Source organism: Achromobacter piechaudii NBRC 102461, from assembly GCF_001571245.1.
Lineage (GTDB): Bacteria > Pseudomonadota > Gammaproteobacteria > Burkholderiales > Burkholderiaceae_B > Achromobacter > Achromobacter piechaudii.
In genome coordinates, this window is sequence record NZ_BCTK01000001.1 from 771447 (window position 1) to 796072 (window position 24626).

The 24626-nt window shown below is 62.8% G+C and carries 24 protein-coding genes; 10 read left to right on the forward strand and 14 right to left on the reverse strand.

Annotated elements, in window-relative coordinates; all coding sequences use genetic code 11:
* Positions 1-218 precede the first annotated feature (218 nt).
* Positions 219-1202: a Bug family tripartite tricarboxylate transporter substrate binding protein gene (locus API01S_RS03470; protein WP_061303125.1), complete on the forward strand. Its 984-nt coding sequence runs from the start codon at positions 219-221 to the stop codon at positions 1200-1202.
* A gap of 48 nt (positions 1203-1250) precedes the next feature.
* On the opposite strand, the gene API01S_RS03475 is transcribed toward API01S_RS03470, so the two are convergent.
* The 3 genes from API01S_RS03475 to msuE form a co-directional block, all read right to left on the reverse strand.
* Positions 1251-2279, reverse strand: a complete 1029-nt coding sequence (locus API01S_RS03475) for a methionine synthase (protein WP_061303127.1) — start codon at positions 2277-2279, stop codon at positions 1251-1253.
* Between the two features lie 30 nt (positions 2280-2309).
* Positions 2310-3293: a DUF1852 domain-containing protein gene (locus API01S_RS03480; RefSeq protein ID WP_061303129.1), complete on the reverse strand. Its 984-nt coding sequence runs from the start codon at positions 3291-3293 to the stop codon at positions 2310-2312.
* Positions 3294-3396: 103 nt separating this feature from the next.
* Positions 3397-3978 (reverse strand): FMN reductase, encoded by a 582-nt coding sequence (msuE, locus tag API01S_RS03485; protein WP_061303131.1) that lies wholly within the window; start codon positions 3976-3978, stop codon positions 3397-3399.
* A 143-nt stretch (positions 3979-4121) separates the two neighbouring features.
* On the opposite strand from msuE, the gene API01S_RS03490 reads away from it, so the two are divergent.
* The 3 genes from API01S_RS03490 to API01S_RS03495 all read left to right on the forward strand — a co-directional run bounded on the left by API01S_RS03490 (position 4122) and on the right by API01S_RS03495 (position 6805).
* Positions 4122-5042, forward strand: coding sequence for a LysR family transcriptional regulator (locus API01S_RS03490; protein WP_061303133.1), 921 nt, complete (start codon positions 4122-4124; stop codon positions 5040-5042).
* Positions 5043-5199: 157 nt separating this feature from the next.
* Positions 5200-5463 (forward strand): helix-turn-helix domain-containing protein, encoded by a 264-nt coding sequence (locus API01S_RS28690; protein ID WP_156487079.1) that lies wholly within the window; start codon positions 5200-5202, stop codon positions 5461-5463.
* Position 5464: 1 nt separating this feature from the next.
* Complete coding sequence (locus API01S_RS03495; RefSeq protein ID WP_061303135.1) at positions 5465-6805, forward strand: type II toxin-antitoxin system HipA family toxin; 1341 nt, start codon at positions 5465-5467, stop codon at positions 6803-6805.
* A gap of 11 nt (positions 6806-6816) precedes the next feature.
* Here the strand turns inward: API01S_RS03495 and API01S_RS03500 are convergent, their stop codons facing one another.
* On the reverse strand, positions 6817-7731 hold the full coding sequence (locus API01S_RS03500; protein WP_061303842.1) for a LysR family transcriptional regulator: 915 nt from the start codon (positions 7729-7731) through the stop codon (positions 6817-6819).
* Between the two features lie 150 nt (positions 7732-7881).
* On the opposite strand from API01S_RS03500, the gene API01S_RS03505 reads away from it, so the two are divergent.
* A complete protein-coding gene (locus API01S_RS03505) occupies positions 7882-9081 on the forward strand; it encodes an MFS transporter (RefSeq protein ID WP_061303137.1) in 1200 nt (399 codons plus the stop codon).
* Between the two features lie 108 nt (positions 9082-9189).
* Here the strand turns inward: API01S_RS03505 and API01S_RS03510 are convergent, their stop codons facing one another.
* The 9 genes from API01S_RS03510 to API01S_RS03550 all read right to left on the reverse strand — a co-directional run bounded on the left by API01S_RS03510 (position 9190) and on the right by API01S_RS03550 (position 17884).
* The gene (locus API01S_RS03510; RefSeq protein ID WP_061303844.1) at positions 9190-9642 is read right to left on the reverse strand and encodes a MaoC family dehydratase; all 453 of its coding nucleotides are present in this window, start codon (positions 9640-9642) and stop codon (positions 9190-9192) included.
* Between the two features lie 123 nt (positions 9643-9765).
* The gene (locus tag API01S_RS03515; RefSeq protein ID WP_006219957.1) at positions 9766-10038 is read right to left on the reverse strand and encodes a hypothetical protein; all 273 of its coding nucleotides are present in this window, start codon (positions 10036-10038) and stop codon (positions 9766-9768) included.
* A 57-nt stretch (positions 10039-10095) separates the two neighbouring features.
* Positions 10096-10500: an Hsp20/alpha crystallin family protein gene (locus API01S_RS03520; protein WP_006219956.1), complete on the reverse strand. Its 405-nt coding sequence runs from the start codon at positions 10498-10500 to the stop codon at positions 10096-10098.
* Between the two features lie 29 nt (positions 10501-10529).
* Entirely contained in the window at positions 10530-10970 is a 441-nt protein-coding gene (locus API01S_RS03525) for an Hsp20/alpha crystallin family protein (RefSeq protein WP_061303139.1), read from the reverse strand.
* 215 nt (positions 10971-11185) lie between these two features.
* Positions 11186-12799 (reverse strand): NAD(P)/FAD-dependent oxidoreductase, encoded by a 1614-nt coding sequence (locus tag API01S_RS03530; RefSeq protein WP_006219954.1) that lies wholly within the window; start codon positions 12797-12799, stop codon positions 11186-11188.
* Positions 12800-12908: 109 nt separating this feature from the next.
* The gene (locus API01S_RS03535; RefSeq protein WP_061303141.1) at positions 12909-13985 is read right to left on the reverse strand and encodes a porin; all 1077 of its coding nucleotides are present in this window, start codon (positions 13983-13985) and stop codon (positions 12909-12911) included.
* A gap of 54 nt (positions 13986-14039) precedes the next feature.
* Positions 14040-14999 (reverse strand): PDR/VanB family oxidoreductase, encoded by a 960-nt coding sequence (locus API01S_RS03540; RefSeq protein WP_061303848.1) that lies wholly within the window; start codon positions 14997-14999, stop codon positions 14040-14042.
* A 50-nt stretch (positions 15000-15049) separates the two neighbouring features.
* Complete coding sequence (locus tag API01S_RS03545) at positions 15050-16216, reverse strand: aromatic ring-hydroxylating oxygenase subunit alpha (protein WP_061303143.1); 1167 nt, start codon at positions 16214-16216, stop codon at positions 15050-15052.
* 63 nt (positions 16217-16279) lie between these two features.
* Positions 16280-17884, reverse strand: a complete 1605-nt coding sequence (locus tag API01S_RS03550) for a BCCT family transporter (protein ID WP_156487056.1) — start codon at positions 17882-17884, stop codon at positions 16280-16282.
* 249 nt (positions 17885-18133) lie between these two features.
* On the opposite strand from API01S_RS03550, the gene API01S_RS03555 reads away from it, so the two are divergent.
* Positions 18134-19135 (forward strand): PAS domain-containing protein, encoded by a 1002-nt coding sequence (locus API01S_RS03555; RefSeq protein ID WP_061303148.1) that lies wholly within the window; start codon positions 18134-18136, stop codon positions 19133-19135.
* A 25-nt stretch (positions 19136-19160) separates the two neighbouring features.
* Here the strand turns inward: API01S_RS03555 and API01S_RS03560 are convergent, their stop codons facing one another.
* Positions 19161-19760, reverse strand: a complete 600-nt coding sequence (locus API01S_RS03560) for a hypothetical protein (protein ID WP_061303850.1) — start codon at positions 19758-19760, stop codon at positions 19161-19163.
* A gap of 327 nt (positions 19761-20087) precedes the next feature.
* On the opposite strand from API01S_RS03560, the gene API01S_RS03565 reads away from it, so the two are divergent.
* The 4 genes from API01S_RS03565 to API01S_RS03580 all read left to right on the forward strand — a co-directional run bounded on the left by API01S_RS03565 (position 20088) and on the right by API01S_RS03580 (position 24622).
* Entirely contained in the window at positions 20088-20801 is a 714-nt protein-coding gene (locus tag API01S_RS03565) for a gluconate 2-dehydrogenase subunit 3 family protein (RefSeq protein WP_050730419.1), read from the forward strand.
* A gap of 2 nt (positions 20802-20803) precedes the next feature.
* A complete protein-coding gene (locus API01S_RS03570; RefSeq protein ID WP_006219941.1) occupies positions 20804-22579 on the forward strand; it encodes a GMC family oxidoreductase in 1776 nt (591 codons plus the stop codon).
* A 12-nt stretch (positions 22580-22591) separates the two neighbouring features.
* On the forward strand, positions 22592-23905 hold the full coding sequence (locus tag API01S_RS03575) for a c-type cytochrome (RefSeq protein WP_006219940.1): 1314 nt from the start codon (positions 22592-22594) through the stop codon (positions 23903-23905).
* Positions 23906-24112: 207 nt separating this feature from the next.
* Positions 24113-24622, forward strand: a complete 510-nt coding sequence (locus tag API01S_RS03580) for an AAA family ATPase (RefSeq protein WP_061303150.1) — start codon at positions 24113-24115, stop codon at positions 24620-24622.
* Positions 24623-24626: the final 4 nt, after the last annotated feature.

The following is a 24626-nucleotide window of genomic DNA, read 5'->3' on the forward strand; positions in this document are numbered from 1 at the left end:
AAAGCTGACACCGGCCAGCGATCTCGCGGTCTATACGGCTGACACACCCAATGAGCAAAACTAGGGTTATCCGGGATTCTTTATGCTTAAACTTTTGTGAAGAATAAGCGGCAGCTTTAGGGCTGCCGCCACGATCAGGCATCAAGGCGGTTCACCGGGGTGTGGCACCTGACGCACCGTACGCAGGATCGCGCGGTGGCGCCCCATAGGAGAATCGCATGCTGCTGCGTAGACGTTGCCTGGCCTTGATGATGTTGGCGCTGACTGGTTGGACGGCGGGCAGCCAGGCGCAAACGCCGCCCCAGGCCTGGCCCACCAAGCCGGTGCGCCTGGTCGTGGGGCTGGCCCCTGGCGGGCTGGTTGACGTGCTGGCGCGCACGGTGCAGCCGCATTTGGCCGAGGCCTTGAAGCAGACCGTTATCGTTGAGAATCGGGGCGGCGCGGGCGGCAACGTGGCGGGCGCCGAGGTGGTGCGCAATGGCGGAGACAACCACACCTTCTTGCTCAATCCATCGACGACCGAATCGGTCAACCCGCTGATGTTCACCAGCATGCCGTTCGATCCGCAGCGCGACCTGCGGCCGGTCGCCTTGTTGGCCAACAGCCAGTTGTTCCTGTTCGTGCGGTCCTCGCTTGGCGTCGATACGCTTGAAGCGTTCGTTGAATACGCGCGCAAGCAGCCCAATCCGCTCAACTACGGTTCGGCCGGCAACGGCACGACGCCGCATCTGGCTGGCGAGCTGCTCAAGCAGGCTACCGGCATGCAGGCCACCCATGCGCCATATCGCGGCGTGGCGCCGGCGATACAAGACCTGGCCGCGGGCCAGATCGACTTTGCGTTTGGGCCGGCCACGGTCTTTCCCATGGTGCAGGCGGGCAAGCTGAAGGTGTTGGCGGTGGCGAGCCGGCAACGGGCTGCCGTGGCGCCCGACATACGAACCTTTACCGAGGCCGGCATTGACGGTGTGTTCGCGGACAGCCTGTTCGGCGTGTATGCCGCCGCCGGCACCCGCGATGACGTGGTCAATCGCATGAACGGCGAAATCAACAAGGTGCTGGCACGGCCTGAGATCCGGGCGCGGTTCCTGGACGCCGGCGCCGAGGCGCTACCGTTGAGCGTGGCCGACTACGCCGCGCGTGTCCAGGACGAGAAGACATTGTTTGCCCCATTGATGAAGTCGTTGGGGCTGAAGGAACAGTAAAAAAATAAGAAGCCAGACTGCGCAAAATGCGGTCTGGCTTCTTGGGCATCAGCCCAACAGTTCCTTGCGAACGATTTCTGCACCTTCGCTCAAAGCGAGCAGCTTGCCCTTCGCAATAGCCCGCGACAACGGCGCCATGCCGCAGTTCGTGCACGGATACAGCTTGTCGGCATCCACAAACTTCAGCGCCGTGCGCAGCGTGTTGGCGACTTCTTCAGGCGTTTCAACCTTATCGCTGGCCACGTCAATGGCGCCCACCATCACCTTCTTGCCACGAATCAGTTCGATCAGATCGATCGGAACGTGAGAGTTGTGGCATTCCAGCGAAATGATGTCGATATTGGATTTTTGAAGCTTGGGGAAGGATTCCTCATACTGGCGCCACTCGGAACCCAGCGTCTTCTTCCAGTCGGTGTTGGCCTTGATGCCATAGCCATAGCAGATATGCACGGCGGTTTCGCATTTAAGGCCTTCAATCGCCCGTTCCAGCGTGGCGATGCCCCAGTCGTTGACCTCGTCGAAGAACACGTTGAACGCCGGTTCGTCGAATTGAATGATGTCCACGCCAGCGGCTTCCAATTCGCGGGCTTCCTGGTTGAGGATCTTGGCGAATTCCCAGGCCAGTTTTTCCCGGCTCTTGTAGTGAGCGTCATACAGCGTATCGATCATCGTCATGGGGCCCGGCAGCGCCCATTTGATGGGTTGCTTGGTCTGCTGGCGCAGGAACTTGGCGTCTTCAACGAACACCGGCTTTTGACGGCTGACGGCGCCCACGACGGTCGGCACGCTTGCATCGTAGCGATCACGGATGCGAACGGTTTCGCGCTTTTCGAAATCAACGCCGTCGAGATGTTCGATGAACGTCGTGACAAAGTGCTGACGGGTTTGCTCGCCGTCGCTGACGATATCAATGCCCGCGTGCTGTTGTTCTTGCAGCGCCAGACGAAGGGCGTCTTGCTTGCCCTCGACCAGCTCTTCGTCTTGCAGTTTCCAAGGCGACCAGAGTTTTTCAGGCTGTGCCAGCCACGAAGGCTTGGGCAGGCTGCCGGCGGTGGAGGTGGGCAGTAGTTTTTTCATGATCAGAGGGTCTCGTGTTTTTTTAAGTGATTAGTGCGCGTAGTTGGCGGCCCAGCTTTCCAGCACGTGCTTGTAGGGCTTGATGAAGTGTTCTTCCGTGAACTTTCCCTGCTTCACGGCGAGCTGGCTGCGCTCTTCGCGGTCATAGACAATCTGCGTCAACGAGTAATCCTGGTTCTTAAGGCTCGGCTGATAGACCTTGCCCGCAGCGGAATTGGCGTTGTAGATCTCGGGGCGGTAGATTTTCTGGAACGTTTCCATCGTGCTGATGATGCTGATCAGCTCAAGGTTCGTGTAATGCCCAAGCAGGTCGCCCTGAAAGTAAAAGGCCAACGGCGCGGCGCTGCCCGGGGGCATGAAGTAACGGACCTGCAAGCCCATTTTTTCGAAGTACTGGTCCGTCGGCGAGAATTCGTTTTGCTGATATTCAACGCCCAGGATGGGGTGCTGATTTTCAGTGCGCAGGTAGGTCTTGCTGCTGGACGCGCTGATGCAGATGACAGGCGGCTTGCTGAACCACTCTTTGTAAGCGCTGGAATTGACAAAGTGCTTGAACAGCTTGCCGTGCAGATCGCCGAAATCGTCAGGCGAGCTGAAGGTGGATTTGTCGTTGTTGTGCTCGGGCAAAAGCACGCTGAAGTCGTAGTCGCGCACGTACGAAGAGAAGTTATTCCCGACGATCCCTTCGATGCGCTCGTTGTTATGACGGTCAACGATATGGGTCTTCAAGATTTCGATCAGCGGAAACGAATCACTGCCGCCGTTGGCGGCGATGTTCATTTCAACGGAGATGATTTCCAGTTCGACCGTATAGCGATCCCCCTTGGGGTTATCCCAATGCGCCAGATTATTGAAGCGCCGGTCGATCATCTTCAACGTGTTGCGCAGATTCTCCTGGCGACTCGTTCCCCGGGCCAGGTTGGCAAAGTTGGTCGTGATGCGCGTGCTGTCGGAGGGCTGATAATTTTCATCAAAAGGAATGCTCTTGATGTTGAATGTGAACGCGTTGGTCATGGGGCTGAAGTGTGCTGATTTTGGCGAAAGGAATACGGAGTCCGGCAACCGCTTGGCGACGGACGCTATCGCCGCGGCGGGCGGCGGTTGAATTGGCTTTGCGTCAGGCCGCGACCGCTTCTTTTGCGGCGGCGGTGCTGGGACGGCGCATCAAATCGATGAAGGGCAATGCGCGCTGGACTGCCAGGTTGGCCCGTTCGAGCAGGGCCATGTCTTGCACGCGGTAGCCGTCAAAGTCCTTGTCGGTTGCGTAGACGCCCAGTGGCAGGGTGCGTGCCTGGAAGAAGCTGAACAGCGGCCGCAACTGGTGGTCGATCATCAGGGCATGGCGTTCGCTGCCGCCGGTGGCCGCCAACAAGACGGGCGTGTCGACCAAGGCGTCCTGATGAATGAAGTCGAAGAAATGCTTGAACAGCCCCGTGTACGAGCCTCGGTAAACCGGGGTTGTCACCACCAGGATGTCGGCTTGTTCGACCGCGCAAAGCTCGCGCTCCACCGTGTCGGGCAATTGCGAGCGCCAGACGGCGCCAGCAAGTTGCGGGGCAAGCTGGCCCAGTTCGACCAGGTGCTGTTCGCACGGGACATCGTCGGCGATCAGGTCCAGCAGGTGCTCTGCCAGGGCCGCTGACTTGGAGGGGCGTTGCAGTCCGCCGGAAACTGCGACTAGACGGAGTGGACGTGTCATCTTTGCTTCACATGAATGGATCTACCCGGCGCCGCATCTGGTTTTGTGCAGTTGCAGCATCAAGCTGGAACCGCATGCTAGAGGAGGGGAACGATGAAGTAAAATGGTTTTATTTCACTAATCCATGAGCAGGAATCATCTGAATGCTTGAGCGCATCCATCTCAGCATCGTCCAGCAGGTCGAAAGGCAAGGGTCGTTGACGGCCGCCGCAGGCGTGCTGAACCTGACCCAGTCGGCCCTGAGCCACAGCATGAAGAAGCTGGAGCAGCAGTTGGGCACCGACGTCTGGCTGCGCGAAGGTCGAAGCCTGCGCTTGACGCAGGCCGGCCAATACTTGCTGGCGGTGGCCAACCGCGTGCTGCCGCAACTGGATCTGGCCGAAGAAAGGCTGGGGCAGTTCGCGCAGGGCGAACGCGGCGCGCTGCGCATCGGCATGGAGTGCCACCCTTGCTATCAGTGGCTGCTTAAGGTGGTGTCGCCGTATCTGGCGACCTGGCCCGACGTGGATGTGGACGTCAAGCAGAAGTTTCAGTTCGGCGGGATTGGCGCGCTATTTGGCTACGAGATCGACCTGCTGGTTACGCCCGACCCGCTGTTCAAGCCAGGCCTGACGTTCGAGCCCGTGTTCGACTACGAGCAGGTGCTGGTCGTGCCCAAGGGCCATCCGCTGGCAACGGCTGCCTACGTGAAGCCGCAGCAACTGAACCAGGAAGTGTTGATCAGCTACCCCGTGGATATCGAGCGCCTGGACATCTACAACCAATTCCTGCTGCCTGCCGGTGTCACGCCCAAGCGCCATAAAGCCATCGAAACCACCGACATCATGGTGCAGATGGTGGCCAGCGGACGCGGTGTGGCCGCGCTGCCGCGCTGGCTGGTTGAGGAATACGCGGCGCGGATGGATGTGGTGCCGGTGCGGCTGGGAGCACGCGGCATCGCCAAGCAGATTTTTCTTGGGGCGCGCGAGGCGGACACCGCGATTGACTACGTGCGGGCCTTCATCGAACTGGCTCGCCATCCGGGTACTGACGATCCGACCGCGATGGGGGGGAGAAGCCAATGAATGAACGTCACCGTGGTAGGCGAATTCGATGATTGAGCGCGTGCGCTGGTCACGTCGACCTCTCATCCGCAAGCGTAGAAAATAGCTGTAATTCAGATAATTGACGAATACCTGTAATTCAGATATTTTGCTTTTATCTGATTTACAGGTATTCATCGTGCACGCGACATCCCATCCGCTGCTCACCCCCGGTCAACTTGGCTCAGTGCTTCAAGCCGCGCGCAAAGCGCAGGGGCTGACGCAATCAGCACTGGCTATTCGCATCGGCTTGAGCCAATCCCGCGTCTCTCATTTAGAACTCCACCCCCATGAACTGAGCGTGGAGCAACTTATTACGTGGTGTTCGGCGCTGGGTCTGGAATTGGTTGTCGGGATGCGGGGCAGCGTCGCGGTATCAGCCCCCACGTCTGAGGATTGGTGACATGGGCCGCAAATCGCACCGCCGCACCTTATCCATCTGGGCCAACGGTATACGCGTGGGCCGATGGACAATTCCGGCTCGTGGCGAGATGGAGCTTCAGTACGACTCTGACTGGGTCGCCGCAAATATAGGCCGGCCGCTGTCTTTGTCGCTCCCGTTCAATTTGCAGAATCTGCCGGTAAAAGGCGCCAAGGTCGCCAATTACTTCGACAATCTGCTTCCCGACAGCGATGCGATCCGCCGCCGCGTGGCCGAACGATTCAGAACCGGTTCGACCCAGCCGTTCGACTTGCTGACGGCTATCGGGCGCGATTGCGTGGGCGCGGTCCAGATCCTCGGCGAGGACGAAGAACCAATAGGGTTTGACCGTATCGAGGGCGTTCCCTTGTCCGAAGAGGACGTTGAGCGGCACCTTATCGAAACGGTTTCCCCGGCGGCGCTTGTGGCAGGCCGCGACCCGGACGCAGACTTTCGCATCTCGCTGGCCGGCGCGCAGGAGAAGACGGCTTTTCTGTGGTGGGAAGGGCAATGGCTCGCACCGCGCGGCGCCACGCCGACCAGCCACATCTTCAAGCTTCCGCTCGGTCTGATGGGCGGACGGCAAGCGGATTTCAGTACCTCCGTCGACAACGAATGGCTGTGCTTGCGATTGTTGAAGGCCTATGGTTTGCCCGTGGCGGATGCCCGCATCGCCACATTTGGTCGGCAGCGTGTGCTGGTGGTCGAGCGTTTTGACAGGCGCGTCGCTCCCAACGGTCAGTGGCTTATGCGCCTGCCCCAGGAAGACTTTTGCCAGGTCGAGGGCTGCTCGCCATTGCGCAAATACGAGAACGAGGGCGGTCCAGGACTCAAGGCCCTGTTCGGAACGCTGCGGCAATCAGTGAACGCCCAGGCCGACATGCACACGATGATGGCGGCGCAGATACTGTTCTGGTTGCTGCGCGCGCCCGACGGGCATGCCAAGAATTTCAGCATTCAACTCTTGCCGCGCGGGCGCTTCCAGTTGACCCCGCTCTACGACGTGATGTCTGCCTATCCAGTGTTGGGCGAGCGCGCCAACCAATGGTCACCGTACGAAATCAAGCTGGCGATGGCATTGCTCGGCAAGAACCGGCATTACGAGGTCCAGGGCATCCAGCGCAGGCATTTCAACAGCACCGCGCAGAAGGTCGGCTATGCCTTGACCGCGGAACCCGTCATTGACGAGATTCTTGCCCGGACCCCAAGCGCCATGGCGCAAGTGCAAGCGGAATTGCCGGACGGCTTTTCCAATCATGTGCTCGACACCATTCTGAGCGGCCTTGAGCAAGCAGCCCGAACTCTGGGCGGGATGCCGCCATAAGCGGGTGTCGATCAAGGTCCAAGCCGTCGTCCCAATCCCTTCTCCTCAAACACCGCCTCGACCATGAAGTCGATGAACACGCGCAGCTTCGGCGCCAGATGCTTGCTGGACGGCCATAGCAGCCGGAACGTGCCCTGATGCTGAACATGTTCCTCCAGTACCGACACCAACTCGCCGCGTTCGATGGCGGGCCTGGCCATGAAGTCGGGCAGGCAGGCGATGCCTAAGCCCGAGATGGCGATATCCATCAGGCTGATCGCGGTGTTGCACACCATGGAGTTCGGCAGCGTGTATTCCGCGTCCCCTTCGGACCGCTTCAACGGCCACGGCTGAAGCTTGCCCGTGGTGGGCAACCGGTATTGCAGGCACGCGTGTCCCGTGAGGTCGGCGGGAACGCGGGGCGTGCCGCGCTTGGCCAGGTAGGCGGGAGCGGCGACCACGATCTGGCGGTAGTGGCCCATCGGACGTGACATGAGGCGTGAGTCGGTGGGTTCCGCCGCGCGCATCACCACGTCGAATCCCTCCTCGATCACGTCCACCACTCGGTCAGAGAAATCCACGTCCAGCTCGATGGCGGGGTAGCGATGCATGAAGGCGGCCAGCGCTGGCGTGACCAGCATGCCGACTACCGGCAGGCTGATGCGCAGGCGTCCGCGCGGGGCTTGCTGCGTTTGCGAGAGTTCAAGTTCGGCCGCCTCGACCTCGCAAAGTATCCGCCGGCAGCGTTCCAGGAACAGAGCGCCTTCGGCCGTCAGCGTAAGGCTGCGCGTGCTGCGGTGAAACAGGCGCACGCCCAGGCGTTCCTCCAGGCGAGACACGCTCTTGCCTACGGTCGATGACGACACGCCCAACACGCGTCCCGCCTGGGAAAAGCTGCGTGCGCTGGCTGCCTGGACAAAGAAAGAAATGCCATTCAGAGATTCCACCGTCGCGCCCATTTAAGAATTTTTGTCCGAGATGATCGGAACATTAGCATTCTTGTCTTGAATGGTGGACGCGCTCACCATCGCATCTCGTCTTCCACCTATGCGGGGCAGGGTCGTCGAGCCAGACAGCCAGCCCCCAAAGAGATTGCCATGACAGCTTGCTCAACCTCCATACCCGCCGCGGCCGCGCCGTCCGACCGCTTTCCGTTAGCCGCGTTGCTGGCGCTGGCGATGGGCGGCTTCATCACGATCCTGACGGAAGCGTTGCCTGCCGGCCTGTTGCCGCAGATCGGCGCCGGCCTGGATGTCTCCGGCGCGATGGCCGGGCAACTGGTCACGGTCTACGCCATCGGCTCGCTGGTGGCCGCGATCCCGCTGACCACCGCGACGCAGGGCGCGCGCCGCCGCCCGCTGCTGTTGGCCGCCATCGCGGGCTTTGCCGTGGCCAATACCGTCACGACGCTCTCCGGCAGCTATCTCTTGACGCTGGTAGCGCGTTTTCTGGCGGGCGTGTCGGCGGGGCTGCTCTGGGCGTTGCTGGCAGGCTATGCCGCGCGCATGGTGCCGGATCACCTGAAGGGCCGGGCTATTGCTGTGGCAATGGTGGGCGCGCCATTGGCGTTGTCGCTGGGCGTGCCGGTCGGCACCTACCTGGGTAACGTGGTCGGATGGCGGATGTGCTTCGGCATCATGAGCGTGCTGGCGCTGGCCTTGATGGTGTGGGTGCGTGCCAAGGTGCCGGACTTTGCGGGGCAGCCGGCGGGCACGCGGCGCTCGCTGCCGGACGTGCTGACGATAGCCGGCGTGCGGCCGGTGCTTGTCGTGGTGCTGGCCTATGTGCTGGCCCACAACATTCTCTACACCTACATCGCCCCGTTCCTGGCGGCGGCCGGCATGGACGCCAGGACCGATCTGGTGCTGTTGGTATTCGGCGTGTCGTCCGTGCTGGGTATCTGGGTTGTCGGCGTGTTGATCGACCGGCACCTGCGCGTGTTGACGTTAGGCAGCACGATCCTGTTTGGCATGGCGGCGCTGGCGCTGGGTGTGGCAGGCGACATGCCGGCCGTGGTGCTTGTGGCCACCTGCGCCTGGGGCTTTGCGTTCGGCGGCGCGCCGACGTTGTTCCAGACCGCGCTGGCAAAGGCGGCGGGAGACGCCGCCGATGTGGCGCAATCGATGCTCGTCACGGCGTGGAACCTGGCGATTGCGGGCGGCGGCATCATCGGCGGCGTATTGCTGGAGCGCGCGGGGGTGTGGGCGTTCTCGCCGGCGCTGGTGGTGTTGCTGCTGCTGACGTTGATCGCGGTGTGGGCGGGAAGGGGCCACGGTTTTCCCGCTGTGCAGCGCTAGGGCGCGTTCCGGCAGATGCGGGGGGCTGGGCAAGCCTGTATGCGCGCTGCGTGTGGCCGTCCACGATGCGCGGCCTACCCAGTCACGTCGCCGCGCCTTGCACCCCCGCTACCGTGGCCGGCACTGCACCACCAGATTGCTGACGAAGATCTGGACCACCTGATCGTTCTGATTCAGCGTCGTCGTGCGCGCCTTTACCAGTCCTTGTTCGGGCCGCGTCTTCGAGGGCCGGACTTCCAGCACCTCGCTTTCAATCCGCAGTTCGTCGTCGGGACGGACCGGCAGTGGCCAGCGCATTTCCTCGACTCCCGCGCCGATGATTCCGCCGGCCGGTTGGAACTCGCTGGCGACCAGCAATTGCATCGTCAGCGCGGCGGTGTGCCAGCCGCTGGCGGCCAGCCCTTTGAAGAGGGTCTCGCTGGCGGCGGTTTCATCCAGATGAAAAGGCTGGGGGTCGAATTCAGCGGCGAACGCCTTGATGCGTTCACGGGTGACGCGCGCGCGGGCGGCGCCGATGAAGCGTTGTCCGGGGGTCAAGTCTTCCAGGTAGTGCAGGGCCATGTCGATCTGCTCCGTCTTCATCAGGGGAATAGGGGGGAGTATGCAGGCAGCCGCAGCGGCCCGCTATCCCCCCGTCAACGCCTGATGACCCTGCAACCCGTTCGCGCCGGGGCCAGCGGGACGCTATTGCAGCAGCGGAATGTCCGTTCCGATTGCGCCGGTGTTGATCAACCGTTGCAGATACTGCGTGCCTTCGCGTAGCGCCTGCGCGGGCGTCTCCCAAGGCGTGTGCGGACAAGGCATGCACCAGTCGACCAGCACATCGGCCGACCGCAGCACCTGCACCAGTGAAATGAAACCGGCCGGCAGCGAACCGGGGTTCTCCAGCGCCCGTAGCGGCACGGCGCGCACGCTCAGGACGTAGCCTCGGTATTGCGTGATGACGGAGTGCTCCATAAGGCCTCCAAATACACGCGCCCGGCATACGCCGGGCGCATCACGATCACGTCAGGATCAAGTCACAGTCACCGAGATCTTGCGAGGCTGCGCTTCGCGCTGCCGGGGAATTTGCAGCGTCAGCACGCCGTGCTTGAGGTTGGCGGTGATGTTGTCCTTGTCCAGGTCGTGGCCCAAGGTGAAGCTGCGCCGGAACAGCGGTTCGCGCAACTCGTTGTGCACCAGGCGCACCTCGGCGGGCACCTGCACGGCCGCTTCGCCTTCGATCAGCAGTTCGTTGGACTGCACCTTGATCGACAGCCGTTCCTTGGACACCCCCGGCAGGTCGGCCAGCAAGGTGATGCCGGTCGCGTTTTCGTAGATGTCCACGGCGGGCAGGGTGGCGGGGCGGTTGGCCTCGTTCGTCACCGGGGCCAACGAGTCGGCGCCGCGAGTGGCGGCCAGTTGGTTCCGTTCTTGCATGATGGTCCTCCTATGTCGTCAGCGTGCGTTCATTGGATGGTGATCTGGCGCGGCTTGGCCGATTCGCGTTTGCCGATCGAAATGCACAGGCATCCGTCGGTGTAGCGCGCCTGGATTTTTTCCGGGTCGGCGTCGCTGGGCAGTTCGACCACGCGGCTGAAGCGGCCGTGCGCGCGTTCGCGTGCGTAGACCGTGGTTTGGCCCGTCGGTTCTTCCTGGCGCCGTTCTCCCGAGATCGAAAGCAGGCCTTTTTCCATGGTGACCTGCAACGCCTCGGGGTCCACGCCCGGCACGAACGCCACGACCTCGATCGAGTCGGCGCAAGTGCCTACGTTGACGGGCGGGAAATTGCCGCCCGCGGAGGAGCGCAGGGCGGAGGGCCCGGTGGGGCCGCGCAGTATTTTGTCCAGCTGTGCCAGGGTGTCCAGCGCGGAACTGATGCCGCTATCGAAAAATGGATACGTTGCCATGTTCGTCTCCCGATTAGGTCTGCGTCAGACGGCGTCGGGCAACGCGGCACGGGGAAACCTGGAGCTGCGTTGCCTCGCCTTAGCGAAAATGTGGCAGCGGGTTTCCAGGTTTCAAGAGGGGTGGGTTGATTGATTTCTCCAATCAACCCGCAAGGACAAATTGCTGTTTCTTAGCAGGCGGTCGATGTACCGCCAGGGGGGCGTTGACCGACGCGTCAGCCCTGCCGCGCCATGATGCTCAAGGCCACCGCCTCGGCGATCTTGATGCCGTCCACGCCGGCCGACAGGATGCCACCCGCATAGCCTGCGCCTTCGCCGGCCGGGAACAAACCCTGGGTGTTGATGCTTTGCAAGGTCTCGTTGTCGCGCTTGATGCGCACGGGCGACGAGGTTCGCGTTTCCACGCCGGTCAGCACGGCGTCGTGCATGCCGAAGCCCTTGATGGTCTTGTCGAACGCGGGCAGCGCTTCGCGGATCGCCGTGATGGCGAAATCGGGCAGCGCGGTGGCCAGGTCGGTCAGATGCACGCCCGGCGTGTAGGACGGCAGGACGGAACCGAATTCGGTCGATGCCTTGCCCGCAATGAAGTCGCCCACCAACTGACCGGGCGCGCTGTAGGTTTCGCCACCCAGCACATAGGCTTGCGATTCCCATTTGCGCTGGAAGTCCACGCCGGCGAGCACGTGTTCCGGGTAGTCCTCTTCGGGCGAAATTCCCACGACGATTCCGGCGTTGGCGTTGCGTTCGTTGCGCGAGTACTGGCTCATGCCGTTGGTGACCACGCGGTTCGGCTCCGAGGTGGCCGCCACCACCGTGCCGCCCGGGCACATACAGAAGCTGTACACCGACCGGCCGTTGCTGGCGTGATGCACCAGCTTGTAGTCGGCCGCGCCCAGAATCGGGTGGCCGGCGTTCGGGCCGAAGCGGGCCCGGTCGATCAGCGATTGCGGGTGTTCGATACGGAAGCCGATCGAAAACGGCTTGGCTTCCATGAAGACGCCTTGCTCGTGCAGCATCTGGAAGGTATCGCGCGCGCTGTGGCCGATGGCCAGCACCACGTGATCGGCTTCGATATGCTCGCCGCTGGCCAGCGTCACGCCCGTCACCCGGCCGTTTTCGCGTTGCAGCGTTTCCACCTTGCTGGAAAAGCGCACTTCGCCGCCCAGCTTGGTGATGGTGTCGCGCATGACTTCCACCATGCCCACCAGCCGGAACGTACCGATGTGCGGCTTGCTGACGTACAGGATTTCCTCGGGCGCGCCAGCCAGCACGAATTCCTTCAGGACCTTTTCGCCATAGTGCTTGGGATCCTTGATCTGGCTGTACAGCTTGCCGTCCGAGAAGGTGCCTGCGCCGCCTTCGCCAAACTGCACGTTCGACTCCGGATTCAGGATGCGCTTGCGCCACAGGCCCCAGGTGTCTTTGGTGCGTTCCCGCACCGCCTTGCCGCGTTCCAGGATGATGGGCTTGAACCCCATCTGCGCCAGCACCAGGCCGGCGAACAGGCCACAGGGGCCGGTGCCGATCACGATGGGGCGCTTGGCCAGGTTGGCCGGCGCTTGCGCGACGAACTTGTATTCGGTGTCGGGGGTGGGCTTCACATGGCGGTCGTCGTGGAAGCGCGCCAGCAGCGCGGCTTCGTTTTCGACGTCGATATCCAGCGTGTAGGTCAGCAGGATATTGTGCTTTTTGCGCGCATCGTAGCTGCGCAAGAAGATCGTGAAGCCGTGCAGGTCGCTGGCCGGAATACCCAGTTTTTTAAGAATCGCGGCGGGCAATTCCTCGGGCGTGTGGTTCAACGGCAGCTTGATTTCGGTCAGTCGCAACATGCTTCGGTCCAGAGGGTGGGCGATCACAACGTCGCCAAACGCGGGATTGTACTGGAGGGCGCGGGGGGCGGGACCGGAAAGGGCGCGCTGGCGACGGAGCGCTTCTCGTTCAAAAAACGTGCCGCATCCCCGTCATCACGCCAATACGCGTCGTGCCGTCTACCCCCAAGGCGGGCTGCCCGGCCCAGTATTCGGTTTCCCGTCCCACCGCGCCGCCTCGGGCGCGCGTGGCGTCGATCTCGAAAAATACGTTGGTGCGTTTGGACAGCGCGTGGTCCGCGACGGCCGAGACGACGTCGCCGTTGCCGCTGCCCAGCGCGATCGGCACGGCCTGGTATTGCGTGGTCACCTTGCCGCGCTGCTGGTAGCGATAGTAGGCGGCGGACAGGTGCAGGGCGGGCGTGGCCTGGTATCCCAGGCCGACGAAATAGATGGCGTAGCGCGCATCGCCTGTCGTTTCGCGTCGGCCCATGTGGCCGAGATAGGCGGTGGTCTTGCCCATGAGGTAGGACGCGCCGAGGAAATAATTGTGCAGCGTGTTGTCGCCCTGTATCGCACGCTGCTGGTCGTAGGCGACGCCCGCTGACAGCGCGCCCTCTTGAAACATCAGGCCGCCGCCAAACGCGGAGCCGCGCGCCAGGCTGTTTGTCTGTTGGCCGAAGCCGTAGTCAAGCTGCACGGAGAAGGGCCCTGCGCTGCGGCTGTAGATGATGCTGTTGTTCAGCCGATAGTCCTGGAAGAATACGTCGCCACCGGTATATAGCGGGTCTGAATAGAAGTTGCCCCAGCTTTGGTCCAGCGGGTTGTAGGCCCAGCCGATGTTGTTCAGGGCGTTGTATTGGCGGCCGAAGGTCAGGCTGCCCCAGTCGCCCGCCAGCCCTACGTAGGCTTGACGGCCGAACAGCGCGCCGTAGGTGCCGGTTCCATCATTGGTGTCAAAGCCGCTTTCCAGCACGAAGACGGTCTGGTTGCCGCCGCCCAGGTCTTCCGTGCCCTTCAAGCCCCAACGGCTGCCGCCGATGCCGCTGGACACGAGCTGTGCAAGGCTGCCGTGGTCGCCGTCGATGTTCGACGTGTAGCGTACGGCGGTGCTGATGACGCCGTACAGGGTGACGCTGGTTTCTGCCGGGGAGGCGCAAGGCAGCAGGGTGCCCGCCAGCAGCCCAAGGCTGGCTATCCGTTTCATCGCAAAGCTCCGGTGGTGGATGCCGGCTGCGTGTGTCGCTGGCCGGTCGCAGGGTTACAGGTCGAGCACGAGCGTGTGGCCTTTCGCGCGCGAGACGCAGATCAACAGGGTTTTTTGCGCTTCCTTTTCCTGGGCGCTCAGGTACTGATCGAAGTGCGTGGCTTCGCCTTCCAGGATGCGGGTTTCGCAAGTGCCGCACACGCCTTCGCGGCACAGGCAGGGGACAGGCACGGCGCTGTCGCGCTCGATGGCGTTGAGGATGGATTCGCCGCTGGCCACGTGTACGGTCTTGCCGGATTTCGCCAGCACGACGGTGTAGGCGTCACCCGTTGGCGCGGCGGCGGCAAACTGCTCTACGTGCAGCCGCGATGGCGGCAGGCCGACGTCCTGGGCGGCGCTGCGCACGGCGTCGATCAGCGTGGCGGGGCCGCAAACGTAGGCGTGCGAGCCGGGGGCCATGGCGCGCAGCAAGGCGGGCACGTCCAGTTTCTGGCCCTGGTCGTCAATGTAGAAGCGGACCCTGTCCCCGCAGGCTGCGGCCAACTCATCGCAAAAAGCGCCATGTGTCGCCGAGCGAAAGGCATAGTGCAGTTCATAGGAACCACTTTGATCGTGCAGTTCGTGCAGCTGTGACAGGAAGGGCGTAATGCCGATGCCGCCCGCGATCAACACGTGGTGGTTGGCCGACGCATCCAGCGCGAACAGGTTGTTCGGAGGCGCGACGGTCAGCGTGTCGCCCTCGGCCACCTTGTCATGCAGAAAGGCCGAGCCCCCTTTGGAGGGCTCCTGGCGCCGCACGCCAATCTGGTAGCAGCCCGGCGCGCGAGGCGAGTTCATCAACGAATAGGCATTGTTGACCTGCCGCGTGCCGTCGCGCATCTGCACGATGATGTGGCTGCCGCCCGTGAAGGGCGGCAACGCGCCGCCGTCCAGCGCGCTCAACGTGAAGCGCTTGATCAACGGGGTCACGCGTTCGATGCGCGCGACCCGCAGGGTCAGGGTAGGGTGGCCCATGCTGCTCACTTTTTGTTGCGCCGCGACGCTCTGCGTGATGCGGACAAGGTTCATGCCAAGACGGCGCTTCGGGCGGGCAAGGCGGGCGTGCTGGCGGGCCGCTCGCCCTCGTAGGCCTGGGCCACCTTGCGGTGAAAGTGGACGATGCCGTGTTCGCTGATGCCGCTGCGCTGGCGATCAACCATGATGCGGCCCTGTCCGCGATACCCGCGCGAGCGCATTCCCTTTTGCACGCTCTCGACCAGACGCAGGTCTTCGGGGCGGAACACGTCGCGGTACCACTCGACCAGCTTTTGTTGGTCTTCGGTCAGTTCCTTGTTCAGGAAGTAGATGTCGTAGTGCTGGAGCGTGACGTCGGCGCTGGCCGGGAATTCATAGATGACGGTCATGAAGTCCGGGCCGGGCGGCACGTTGAACATCGTGCACGGCCAGGCCCAGAAGCCGGCGAAGCTGGGGTCTTTCACCGAGGCGTCTACCTTGAAGGATTTTTCCGACGAGCGCGCCAGCCCCATCTGTAGCGTCCAGTTGCCGTGCATCGTATGGGTGTAGTGCTCGACCTGGACCGAGTCGGCGAAGCTGGGGTGCACCGGCCCGCAGTGGTAGCACTCAAGGTAGTTGTCGACGATCAGTTTCCAGTTGGCGGGAGTCTGCGTGACGAAGCGGGCGCCCAGGTGCAGTTGGTCGATCACCGGACAGGCGGCGCGCAAGCGGGCTTCAAGGCCGGGAAGCTGGTCTTGGATGGGCGCGGCGTCCGGGTCCATGTTGATGAAGACGAAGCCGCCGTATTCCACGGCCTGGATGGGGACCAGCGTGGCGCTGTTTTTGTCGAAGTTGGGCACGTTGTCGCAGTTGCGCGCGTAGGCCAGTTCGCCGTCCAGCTTGAATGTCCAGGCGTGGTACGGACAGGTGATGACGTTCTTGGCGCGCCCGCTGCCTTGCAGCAGTTGATGGCCGCGATGCGGGCAGACGTTGTAGAACGCGCGCAGCACGCCTTCGCGGTCGCGCAGCACGACGATGCTTTCGCCGATGATGTCGCGCGTGACGTAATCATTGGGTTCGGCCAGCTCGCTGCGGTGGGCCACGCAGAGCCATTGCCTGGCGAAAACCTGTTCCTTCTCGAAGTCGAACACCGATTGCCGGGTGTAGTACGCGGCTGGCAGGGTCCAGGCGTTTTCGTCGTCGGCGCAGAAATCGGCGGGCAGCTTGAGGTCATTCATGGTCTTCTCCCTGATGATTTTTTTATGTTTAAGCGTTGATGCGTGGTGATGGGGGCGGCGTTATTAGCCGTTGGCCGGCTGTTCCTGCGGCCTTTCCAACGGCTGCGCGGCGATGGAACCAGGCTGCGGCGGCGCGCCCGATTCAATCAGGTGCGCGGGCACGGGGCCGAAATCCTGCAACAGCCAACGGGCGAGGCCGAACAGCTTGATGGCCAGGATGAACAGGAACGGGATGGCGGTCAGCACCACGGCCGTCTTCATGGTTTCCAGCGACGCGCGGGTAAACAGCATGGCCAGCGGCACCAGCGTCAGCGCCACGCACCAGAAGACGCGGCTGGTGGGCGACGGGTCTTGCCCTTCGGCCAGATTGCGGGTTGTGGTGGCGGCCACGGCGTAGGCCACCGCGTCGACGTGTGCGGCAAGGAATACCAGCATGGTCGCCAGGTACATGGCCAGGAACAACTGGCCAGCCGGCAGCGCGCTCAACAGCATTTCCACGGCGGTTTCGCCGCCTTGTTCTTTCAGGATGCGGGGCACGTCGATGTTGCCCGACAGGAATTGGTGCATGGCATAGCTTTCCAGCACGCCGAAGAAGAACCAGCATCCGACGCTGCCGCCCAGCAGCAGCGCATAGATGACGTCCTTGATCTTGCGGCCCTTGGAGACGCGGGCCACGAACATGGCCACGCCCGGCGAGTAGGACACCCACCACAGCCAATAGAACACCGTCCAGCCCCGGGTGAATGCGCCATCGCCCGCGGGGTCGGTAAAGAGGCTCATGCGGACGTAGTTTTGCAGCATGAGGCCCAGGCCGTTGACGATGTTGTTGCCCAGGAAAAGCGTGGGGCCGACCACGAACACGACGGCCGCCAGCAGCAACGCGCCCCAACAGACCATGTGGCTCAGGCGCTTCATGCCGCTGTCGATGCCGATGTAGGCGCTGGCCGAGAACAGCACCGACACGCCGACGATGACGATGACCTGCATGGTGAAGGTGTCGGGCGTGCCGATCAGGCTGGACAGGCCGCGCGTGAACGTCGATGCCGTGAGCGCGATGGAGACCGTCAGCGCGCCGAACATGGTCAACAGGAAGATCAGGTCCACCGCCCGGCCGACCGGGCCGCTGGCGCGCATGCCGGTGATGGCTTCGATGATCGATGCCAGATTCAGCCCTTTGTTTTTACGCACGTGGAAGTGATAGGCCATTGCCAGGGACGGCAGCGCATAGACGGCCCAGGCGCTCAAGCCCCAGTGAAAGAACGAATAGCTGATGCTGTGTTCCAGTGCGTCCCGCGAGCCGACGGGGATGTTCAAGCCCGGCGAGTCGTAGTAGTAGGCCCATTCCATCACCCCCCAGTAGAGGGTGGACGAGCCCATGCCGGCGCAGATGAACATGAAGACCCAGGACAGCGTGCCGTATTCCGGTTTGCCATCGCCCAGCCGCACGTGCCCGTATTTGCTGAACGCCAGCCCGATACAGGCGATGACGCAGCCGAAGACGAACACCTGGATCAGCGCGCCGAACGAACGCGTGGACCATTCGAACAATTGGGTTGCGGTGGTGGCGGCCAGTTCCGGCCAGCGCACCATGGCGATGACGGTGGCCAGCACGGCGGCGAGCGTGCATAGGGTCAGGAACCCGTCGCGGCGCGGCGCGGATTTTTTCACGTTGGTCTCCTCCGATGCGTCGTCGCGCACGGTGTTGTTTTGCGAACCGGGGTGGGGCTGCTGGCGGATGGCGTCAACGCGCCGGCTTGTTGTTCCGCTCGTCTTCTTGTATTTTGTTAACTGCTAGTTAACGTCAACTAATAATTAACAAAAACTGTAGGCAATATCGCGCCGGGCGACAAGCACCCCCTGTCAATTGTTACGGGGGTGAAACGTAAGGCCCGGTCCTGTCGTTGCCGTACCCACGCCATGATCGAAGACAGCTTTGCATTCCGCTTGAAAGAGCTGCTTGAACACAAGCAGCTCTCGTTACAGACCGTGGCGAGCGCGCTCGATGTGTCGCGCCCGGCGGTGCACAAATGGACGAAAGGCGGCGAGATCGACTACCCGAAGCTGCGCCGGCTGGCCGCGTTCCTGGACGTGAACTGGATCTGGCTGCGCTATGGCGAAGACGCGCGGCAAGCAGCGGCGCAAGCGACAAGCGTGGTCGAGATTCCCATGACGGACATGCGCCGCCGCTACATCGCCGACATGATGGAAAGCGAAGCGCGCATGAAGCTGGCGCAGGAGGGGGCGCGCATCGTGACGTGGGAATGGAACCTGATCACGGACGCCGTGACCTACTCGTCCAACGTCGAAGCGGTGTACGGCTGGCGCATCGTCAGCAACGAGAGCTTCTGGAAGCATGTGCATGTCGACGACGTGCCCATGATGCAAGCCATCTACGAAGACTCGCTGCGCACCGGCAAGCCGCACGAATTCGATTTCCGCTTGATTCAGCCGGACGGCACGCTGCGCTGGATTTCTTCCCGCGCCACGCCCGTGCGCGATTTCGATGCGCGCATGGTCAAGGTGGTCGGCATCAGCATGGACAACACCGCGCGCAAGCTGGCCGAGGAATCGCTACGGGACCAGCAGGCGCGGTTCGAGGCGGTCATTGAACTGGCCTCGCACGGCATGGCGCTGCTGGATGCGAACCTGCGCTGCGAATCGGCCAATGCGGCGCTGGCGGACATGCTGGGTTGCTCGAAAACCGACTTGCTTGGAGACGGGTTGCTGACGATGTTTGCCGATGGTGGCGCGCGTCTGCGAAAAATGCGCAGTGGTCGGGCCAGCGCCGCATTCACCGCCCGGCTGCGTAGTCAGGACGCGAGCCCGATCAGCGTGCAGGTGCGCGCCGTGCTGACGCGTGGCCAGCAGGGCGAGGCGAGTTATTACGCGCTGGAAATACAGGCAGCGCCTGCCGGGTAGCCGCTGGCGGGCATACCCGCTCGCGTCAGAACAGGTTCAACTCCCGCGCCACCCATAGCGCCAGGCCCACGGCGATGCCGATCAGCAGCGAGCGGCGCAGACCGCCGCTCTTGGGCACCGCGCCGGGGGAGACGGCGGGGTCGGCATTCAGGCGTTCCGGCGCGGCCGTTATCACCGGCTTGCCCGACCGGGCAGGCGAGGCCGCCACGGCCTCACGTCCGCCCTCGTCGGTTTCAATCGTGAACGCAGGTTTGCCGCTGCGCGCATCCGATACGCCGGCCGAATCCTGCATCGACACGCCGGCGTTTTTGAGCATGTCCCACAAGCCTTTCATTCCTTCGCCGTCGCGCAGTGCTTCGATGCGTTCGCGTCCGGCGCGAGGCACGTCGTCCAGGCTGTCGTAATGGCGGCCGTTGATCGTGACTGCGCCGTTGTCGATATCGACCTTGAAGGCTTCGCCGTTTTCAACGCCGGAGTAGCTCCATTTTTCCTGAACGGTGACCGAGTCCAGCTTGCCGTCCAGCAGCTCTTCGATGTTCGCGCGTTGTTCGGGAGTGAGGTCCGACGTGGAACTCCAGCTGCGTGTGGTCGTCGAACTTTTCCAGATCTTCGTCTTGTCGTTCATGCCTGCCATCCGTGGTGTTCCAAGCGCGAAATATACAGAATTCATTCACCCAACTGTCAGAAAAGCCCGCTTTTGCGGGCTTCTTACATTGTCCTTAAAGCAAAAGACTTTTCCATGTCAAGAATTTTGATCTGATCTGGTCAGATGAGCGGATCAGATGCGTGAATGGGCGCATAATGCAACACCTTCTCTTGTGTCCCTAATGAAGAGATGGTTCAGCTTTTTCAGTAAGTACAGAGCGTGTTGTCACTAGCTCGGCAGTTCGTGTTTCCAGGGTTCATGTTCGGTTGCGCGCTAGGACAACTTGGAATATTCACGGAGATGTCTATGACAGATGATGCAAAGCCGCGTCGTCGGTTTCTTCAGGCGTTGGCGATCGTGCCAGCGTCGACATTGGCGGTTGGTGCACTGACCACCGGCTGTACCAACGCTGCGGACAGCAAGACCGCCGCGCCCGCCAAGCCCTACGAGCCCACCTATTTCACCAAGCCCGAATGGGACTTCATCGTTGCCTCGGTGGATCATCTGATCCCCGCCGACCAATATGGTCCGGGCGCGATCGAAGCGGGTGTGCCCGAGTTCATCGACCGTCAAATGGAAACGCCGTTCGGCCACGGCAAGCTCTGGTACATGCAAGGCCCGTTCCATACGGACCAGGCGCCTGAACTGGGTTATCAGTTGAGCCAGAATCCGCGCGAGGTCTATCGCCACGGCATCCAGGCCTGCAACGACTGGTGCGTCAAGACGCACGGCAAGGTGTACGCCGAACTGGACAAGCCCCTGCAAGAGCAGATCCTGAAGGACCTGCAAGGCGGCAAGATCAAGTTCGAGACCGTTCCCGCCACGACATTCTTCAGCTTCCTGCTGGCCAACACCAAAGAAGGTTTCTTTGCCGATCCGATCTACGGCGGCAACAAGAACATGGTGGGCTGGAAGATGGTGGGCTTTCCCGGCGCGCGCGCCGACTATATGGACTGGGCCGATCAGCCCAACGTCAAGTACCCCTATGGCCCCGTGTCGATCTCTGGGGAGAAGGGTTAATCATGGCAATCAAAAAAGACAAAGTCGACGCAGTGCTGGTCGGGTTCGGCTGGACGGGCGCAATCCTGGGCCAGGAGCTGACCGAGGCCGGCCTGCAAGTGTTGGCGCTGGAACGCGGCGCCATGCAGGACACGCCGAAGGACGCCGAATACCCCAAGGTGATCGATGAGCTGGCCTACTCGGTGCGCGGCAAGCTGTTCCAGGACCTGTCCAAGGAAACCGTGACGATCCGCCATGGCGTGGACGACGTGGCCGTGCCGTATCGGCAGAACGGTTCGTTCCTGCTGGGCACGGGCGTGGGCGGCGCGGGCTTTCACTGGAACGGCATGCACTACCGCGTGCTGCCCGAAGAGCTGGAACTGCGCACGCGCTACGAGACGCGCTACGGCAAGAAATTCATTCCGGAAGGCATGACCATCCAGGACTTCGGCGTGACCTACGACGAACTGGAACCGTACTTCTCCAAGTTCGAATACGTATGCGGCACGTCGGGCAAGGCCGGCAACCTGAACGGCAAGATCGTTGAAGGCGGCAACCCGCTGGAAGGCAAGCGCAGCAAGGAATTCCCGCTGCCGCCGCTGACCACCACTTACGGCGCGCAGTTGTTCGAGAAGGCCGCGCGCGAAGTGGGCTTCAACCCGTATCCCGCGCCCGCCGCCAACGCGTCCGGCCCGTATACGAACCCGTATGGCGTGCGCCTGGGCCCCTGTAATTTTTGCGGCTTCTGCGAAAACTACGGCTGCTACATGTATTCCAAGGCATCGCCGCAGACGACGATCCTGCCGGTGCTGCTGAAAAAGCCGAACTTCGAGCTGCGCACGCATTCGCAGGTCATCAAGGTCAACCTGGATTCGACCGGCAAGAAGGCCATCGGCGTCACGTATATCGACGCCCAGGGCAATGAAGTCGACCAGCCGGCCGACCTGGTGATCCTGTCGGCCTACCAGATGCACAACGTGCGCCTGCTGCTGCTCTCGGGCATCGGCAAGCCGTATGACCCCAAGACGAACGAAGGTGTGGTGGGCAAGAACTACGCCTACCAGATGAACGGCGCGGTCAACGTGCTGCTGCCCAAGGGCACGCAACTGAACCCCTTCGTGGGCACGGGCGCGGGCGGCGTGGGCATGGACGATCTGAACGGCGACCAATTCGATCACGGCCCGCTGGGTTTCGTGGGCGGCGCCAGCATCCGCCACGTGCGCTACGGCGGCCGTCCCATCAAGCAGACGCCGACCACGCCGGGCACGCCGTCGTGGGGCACGGCCTGGAAGGCCGGCGTGCAGGATGCGTACCAACGCTTCATGACGATCGGCATTTCCGGGTCGGTCATGTCCTACCGCGACGCCTACCTGTCGCTGGACCCGACCTACAAGGACGCCTACGGTCAGCCGCTGTTGCGCATGACGTTCGACTGGCACGACAACGAATTCGACATGCTGGGCTACATGGGCAAGCGCATGGAGACCGTCGCCAAGGCCATGAACCCCGAAAAGCACTTCGTGGCGGTGCGCAAGAAGGGCGCCCACTACGACACCCGCGTGTATCAAAGCACGCACAACACGGGTGGCGCGATCATGGGCTCGAACCCCAAGGAAAGCGTGGTCAACAAGTACCTGCAAAGCTGGGATGTGCCGAACGTGTTCGTGATGGGCGCCTGCGTGTTCCCGCAGAACATGGGTTACAACCCGACCGGGCTGGTGGGCGCCTTGGCCTATTGGGCCGCGCAGGCGATCCGCGATCAGTACCTGAAGAACCCCGGCCCGCTGGTCCAGGCTTAAGGAGACGGAACAATGTTCAAGCAAACCATTGTTGCGGCCTTCTCGGCCCTGGTCGCCAGCGCCGCCTTCGCGGCCGACGGCACGCCGGCCTCGACCGACGCGCAGATGATCAAGCAGGGCGAATACCTGTCGCGCGCCGGCGACTGTATCGCCTGCCACACGGCCAGGGGCGGCAAGCCCTTTGCCGGCGGCCTGGGCATCGAGTCGCCGCTGGGCACGATCTATTCGACCAACATCACGCCCGACAAAGACACCGGCATCGGCAACTACACGTACGAGGACTTCGACCAGGCCGTGCGCCATGGCAAGGCCAAGGACGGGCATTCGCTGTATCCGGCCATGCCGTACACGGCTTACGCCAAGGTCACGCCCGACGATGTGAAGGCGCTGTACGCGTACTTCATGCACGGGGTCGAACCGGTCAAGCAGCAGAACAAGGACACGGATATTTCGTGGCCGATGTCGATGCGCTGGCCGCTGACCGTGTGGCGCTGGATGTTCGCGCCGGACGTCGTGAACGGCCCGGCCGCCAGCGACCTGAAGGGCGCAGACCGCGCCGCGCTGCTGCGTGGCCAATACCTGGTCGAAGGGCTGGGGCATTGCAGCACCTGCCATACCCCGCGCGGCTTTGCCTTGCAGGAAAAGGCGTTGAGCGACGCGGACGGCTCGGCCTTCCTGTCGGGCGGCGTGGTGGAAGGCTGGCTGGCCAAGAACCTGCGCGGCGATATGGTGGATGGCCTGGGCGGCTGGACCAAGGAAGACATCGCCGTCTTCCTGAAGTCGGGACGCAACGGCCATTCGGCGGCCTTCGGCGGCATGGCGCAGGTGGTCGAGGACAGCACGCAGCATTTGTCCGATGACGACCTGAACGCCATCGCGGTGTACCTGAAGAGCCTGCCGCCGGTGAACAAGGATGCCACCAAGCCTTTGGCCTATGACGAGACCGTGGCGCAAGCGCTGCGTACCGGCAAGGACAAGGGCGACGGCGCCATGGCCTTCCTGAACAACTGCGCGGCCTGCCATCGCAGCACCGGCAAGGGCTACACGGAAACGTTCCCGCAGTTGGCGCTCAGTTCGACGGTGAACTCGGCGGACCCGACGTCGCTGATCCACATCGTGCTGAAAGGCGCGCAGATGCCGGGCACGACGGCAGCGCCGACCGCCTACGCCATGCCCGGCTTTGACTGGCGCATGACGGACAAGGAAGTCGCCGACGTGGTGAGCTTCGTGCGGTCGAGCTGGGGCAACAAGGGGACGGCGGTCAGCGCGGCCGACGTGGCCAAGGTCCGCAAGGACGTGGGCGCGGCGGCGCAACCGGCGCGTTAAGCCGGTACGCCCAGGGGCGGCCATTGACAAGGAAGCGCACCAAGCGCAACCTCTTGTCCGTGCGCCTGCCCCTGACCCCTTACTCCGTGATTATTTCCCGCCTTGTCACCAAGGTGGGGTAGCGCGCATCGGTTCATCGCGACACAAACCCGCCTCGGCGGGTTTTTTGTTGGCTCGCCAGGCACACGCTTTCCAGGAGAGCCCTGCATGACGTCTTCATCCTTGTCTTCCTCGCCCGCCACCTTGCATTTTCTGTGCGGCAAGATCGCCGCGGGCAAGTCCACGTTGGCCGCCTCGCTGGCCGCGCAACCCGGCACGCTGCGCATCAGCGAAGACGCGTGGCTGGCCGCGCTGTATCCCGGCCAGATCCAGGACATCGCGGATTACGCGCGTTGCGCCGGCCGGCTGCGCGAGGCCATGGGCGGCCATGTGGCGGCGCTGGTGCAGGCGGGCGTCTCGGTGGTGCTGGACTTTCCGGCCAACACCCCAGCCGCGCGGCAATGGCTGCTGGAGCTGGCGCAGCGGGCCGGCTGCCTGCACTGCCTGCATTACCTGGAGGCGTCCGACGCGCTCTGCAAGGCACGCCTGCGTGCCCGCAATGCGTCCGGCACGCACCCCTTCAGCACCACCGACGCGCAGTACGACGCCATCACCGCGTACTTTGTCGCGCCCGATCCCGAAGAAGGCCTGACCATCGCGCGACACGTGCAGGATTGAACGC

Excerpts from the sequence above, each read along its gene's own strand:
- API01S_RS03525 (WP_061303139.1), bottom strand. The coding sequence starts at position 10,970 with ATGGCAACGTATCCATTTTTCGATAGCGGCATCAGTTCCGCGCTGGAC.
- API01S_RS03540 (WP_061303848.1), bottom strand. The coding sequence starts at position 14,999 with ATGGGCCACCCTACCCTGACCCTGCGGGTCGCGCGCATCGAACGCGTG.
- API01S_RS03475 (WP_061303127.1), bottom strand. The coding sequence starts at position 2,279 with ATGAAAAAACTACTGCCCACCTCCACCGCCGGCAGCCTGCCCAAGCCT.
- API01S_RS03515 (WP_006219957.1), bottom strand. The coding sequence starts at position 10,038 with ATGGAGCACTCCGTCATCACGCAATACCGAGGCTACGTCCTGAGCGTG.
- API01S_RS03490 (WP_061303133.1), top strand. The coding sequence starts at position 4,122 with ATGCTTGAGCGCATCCATCTCAGCATCGTCCAGCAGGTCGAAAGGCAA.
- API01S_RS03570 (WP_006219941.1), top strand. The coding sequence starts at position 20,804 with ATGGCAATCAAAAAAGACAAAGTCGACGCAGTGCTGGTCGGGTTCGGC.
- API01S_RS03470 (WP_061303125.1), top strand. The coding sequence starts at position 219 with ATGCTGCTGCGTAGACGTTGCCTGGCCTTGATGATGTTGGCGCTGACT.
- API01S_RS03495 (WP_061303135.1), top strand. The coding sequence starts at position 5,465 with ATGGGCCGCAAATCGCACCGCCGCACCTTATCCATCTGGGCCAACGGT.
- API01S_RS03520 (WP_006219956.1), bottom strand. The coding sequence starts at position 10,500 with ATGCAAGAACGGAACCAACTGGCCGCCACTCGCGGCGCCGACTCGTTG.
- API01S_RS03560 (WP_061303850.1), bottom strand. The coding sequence starts at position 19,760 with ATGAACGACAAGACGAAGATCTGGAAAAGTTCGACGACCACACGCAGC.
- API01S_RS03505 (WP_061303137.1), top strand. The coding sequence starts at position 7,882 with ATGACAGCTTGCTCAACCTCCATACCCGCCGCGGCCGCGCCGTCCGAC.
- API01S_RS03545 (WP_061303143.1), bottom strand. The coding sequence starts at position 16,216 with ATGAATGACCTCAAGCTGCCCGCCGATTTCTGCGCCGACGACGAAAAC.
- API01S_RS03480 (WP_061303129.1), bottom strand. The coding sequence starts at position 3,293 with ATGACCAACGCGTTCACATTCAACATCAAGAGCATTCCTTTTGATGAA.
- msuE (WP_061303131.1), bottom strand. The coding sequence starts at position 3,978 with ATGACACGTCCACTCCGTCTAGTCGCAGTTTCCGGCGGACTGCAACGC.
- API01S_RS03535 (WP_061303141.1), bottom strand. The coding sequence starts at position 13,985 with ATGAAACGGATAGCCAGCCTTGGGCTGCTGGCGGGCACCCTGCTGCCT.
- API01S_RS03575 (WP_006219940.1), top strand. The coding sequence starts at position 22,592 with ATGTTCAAGCAAACCATTGTTGCGGCCTTCTCGGCCCTGGTCGCCAGC.
- API01S_RS03530 (WP_006219954.1), bottom strand. The coding sequence starts at position 12,799 with ATGTTGCGACTGACCGAAATCAAGCTGCCGTTGAACCACACGCCCGAG.
- API01S_RS03580 (WP_061303150.1), top strand. The coding sequence starts at position 24,113 with ATGACGTCTTCATCCTTGTCTTCCTCGCCCGCCACCTTGCATTTTCTG.
- API01S_RS03565 (WP_050730419.1), top strand. The coding sequence starts at position 20,088 with ATGACAGATGATGCAAAGCCGCGTCGTCGGTTTCTTCAGGCGTTGGCG.
- API01S_RS03555 (WP_061303148.1), top strand. The coding sequence starts at position 18,134 with ATGATCGAAGACAGCTTTGCATTCCGCTTGAAAGAGCTGCTTGAACAC.
- API01S_RS03510 (WP_061303844.1), bottom strand. The coding sequence starts at position 9,642 with ATGGCCCTGCACTACCTGGAAGACTTGACCCCCGGACAACGCTTCATC.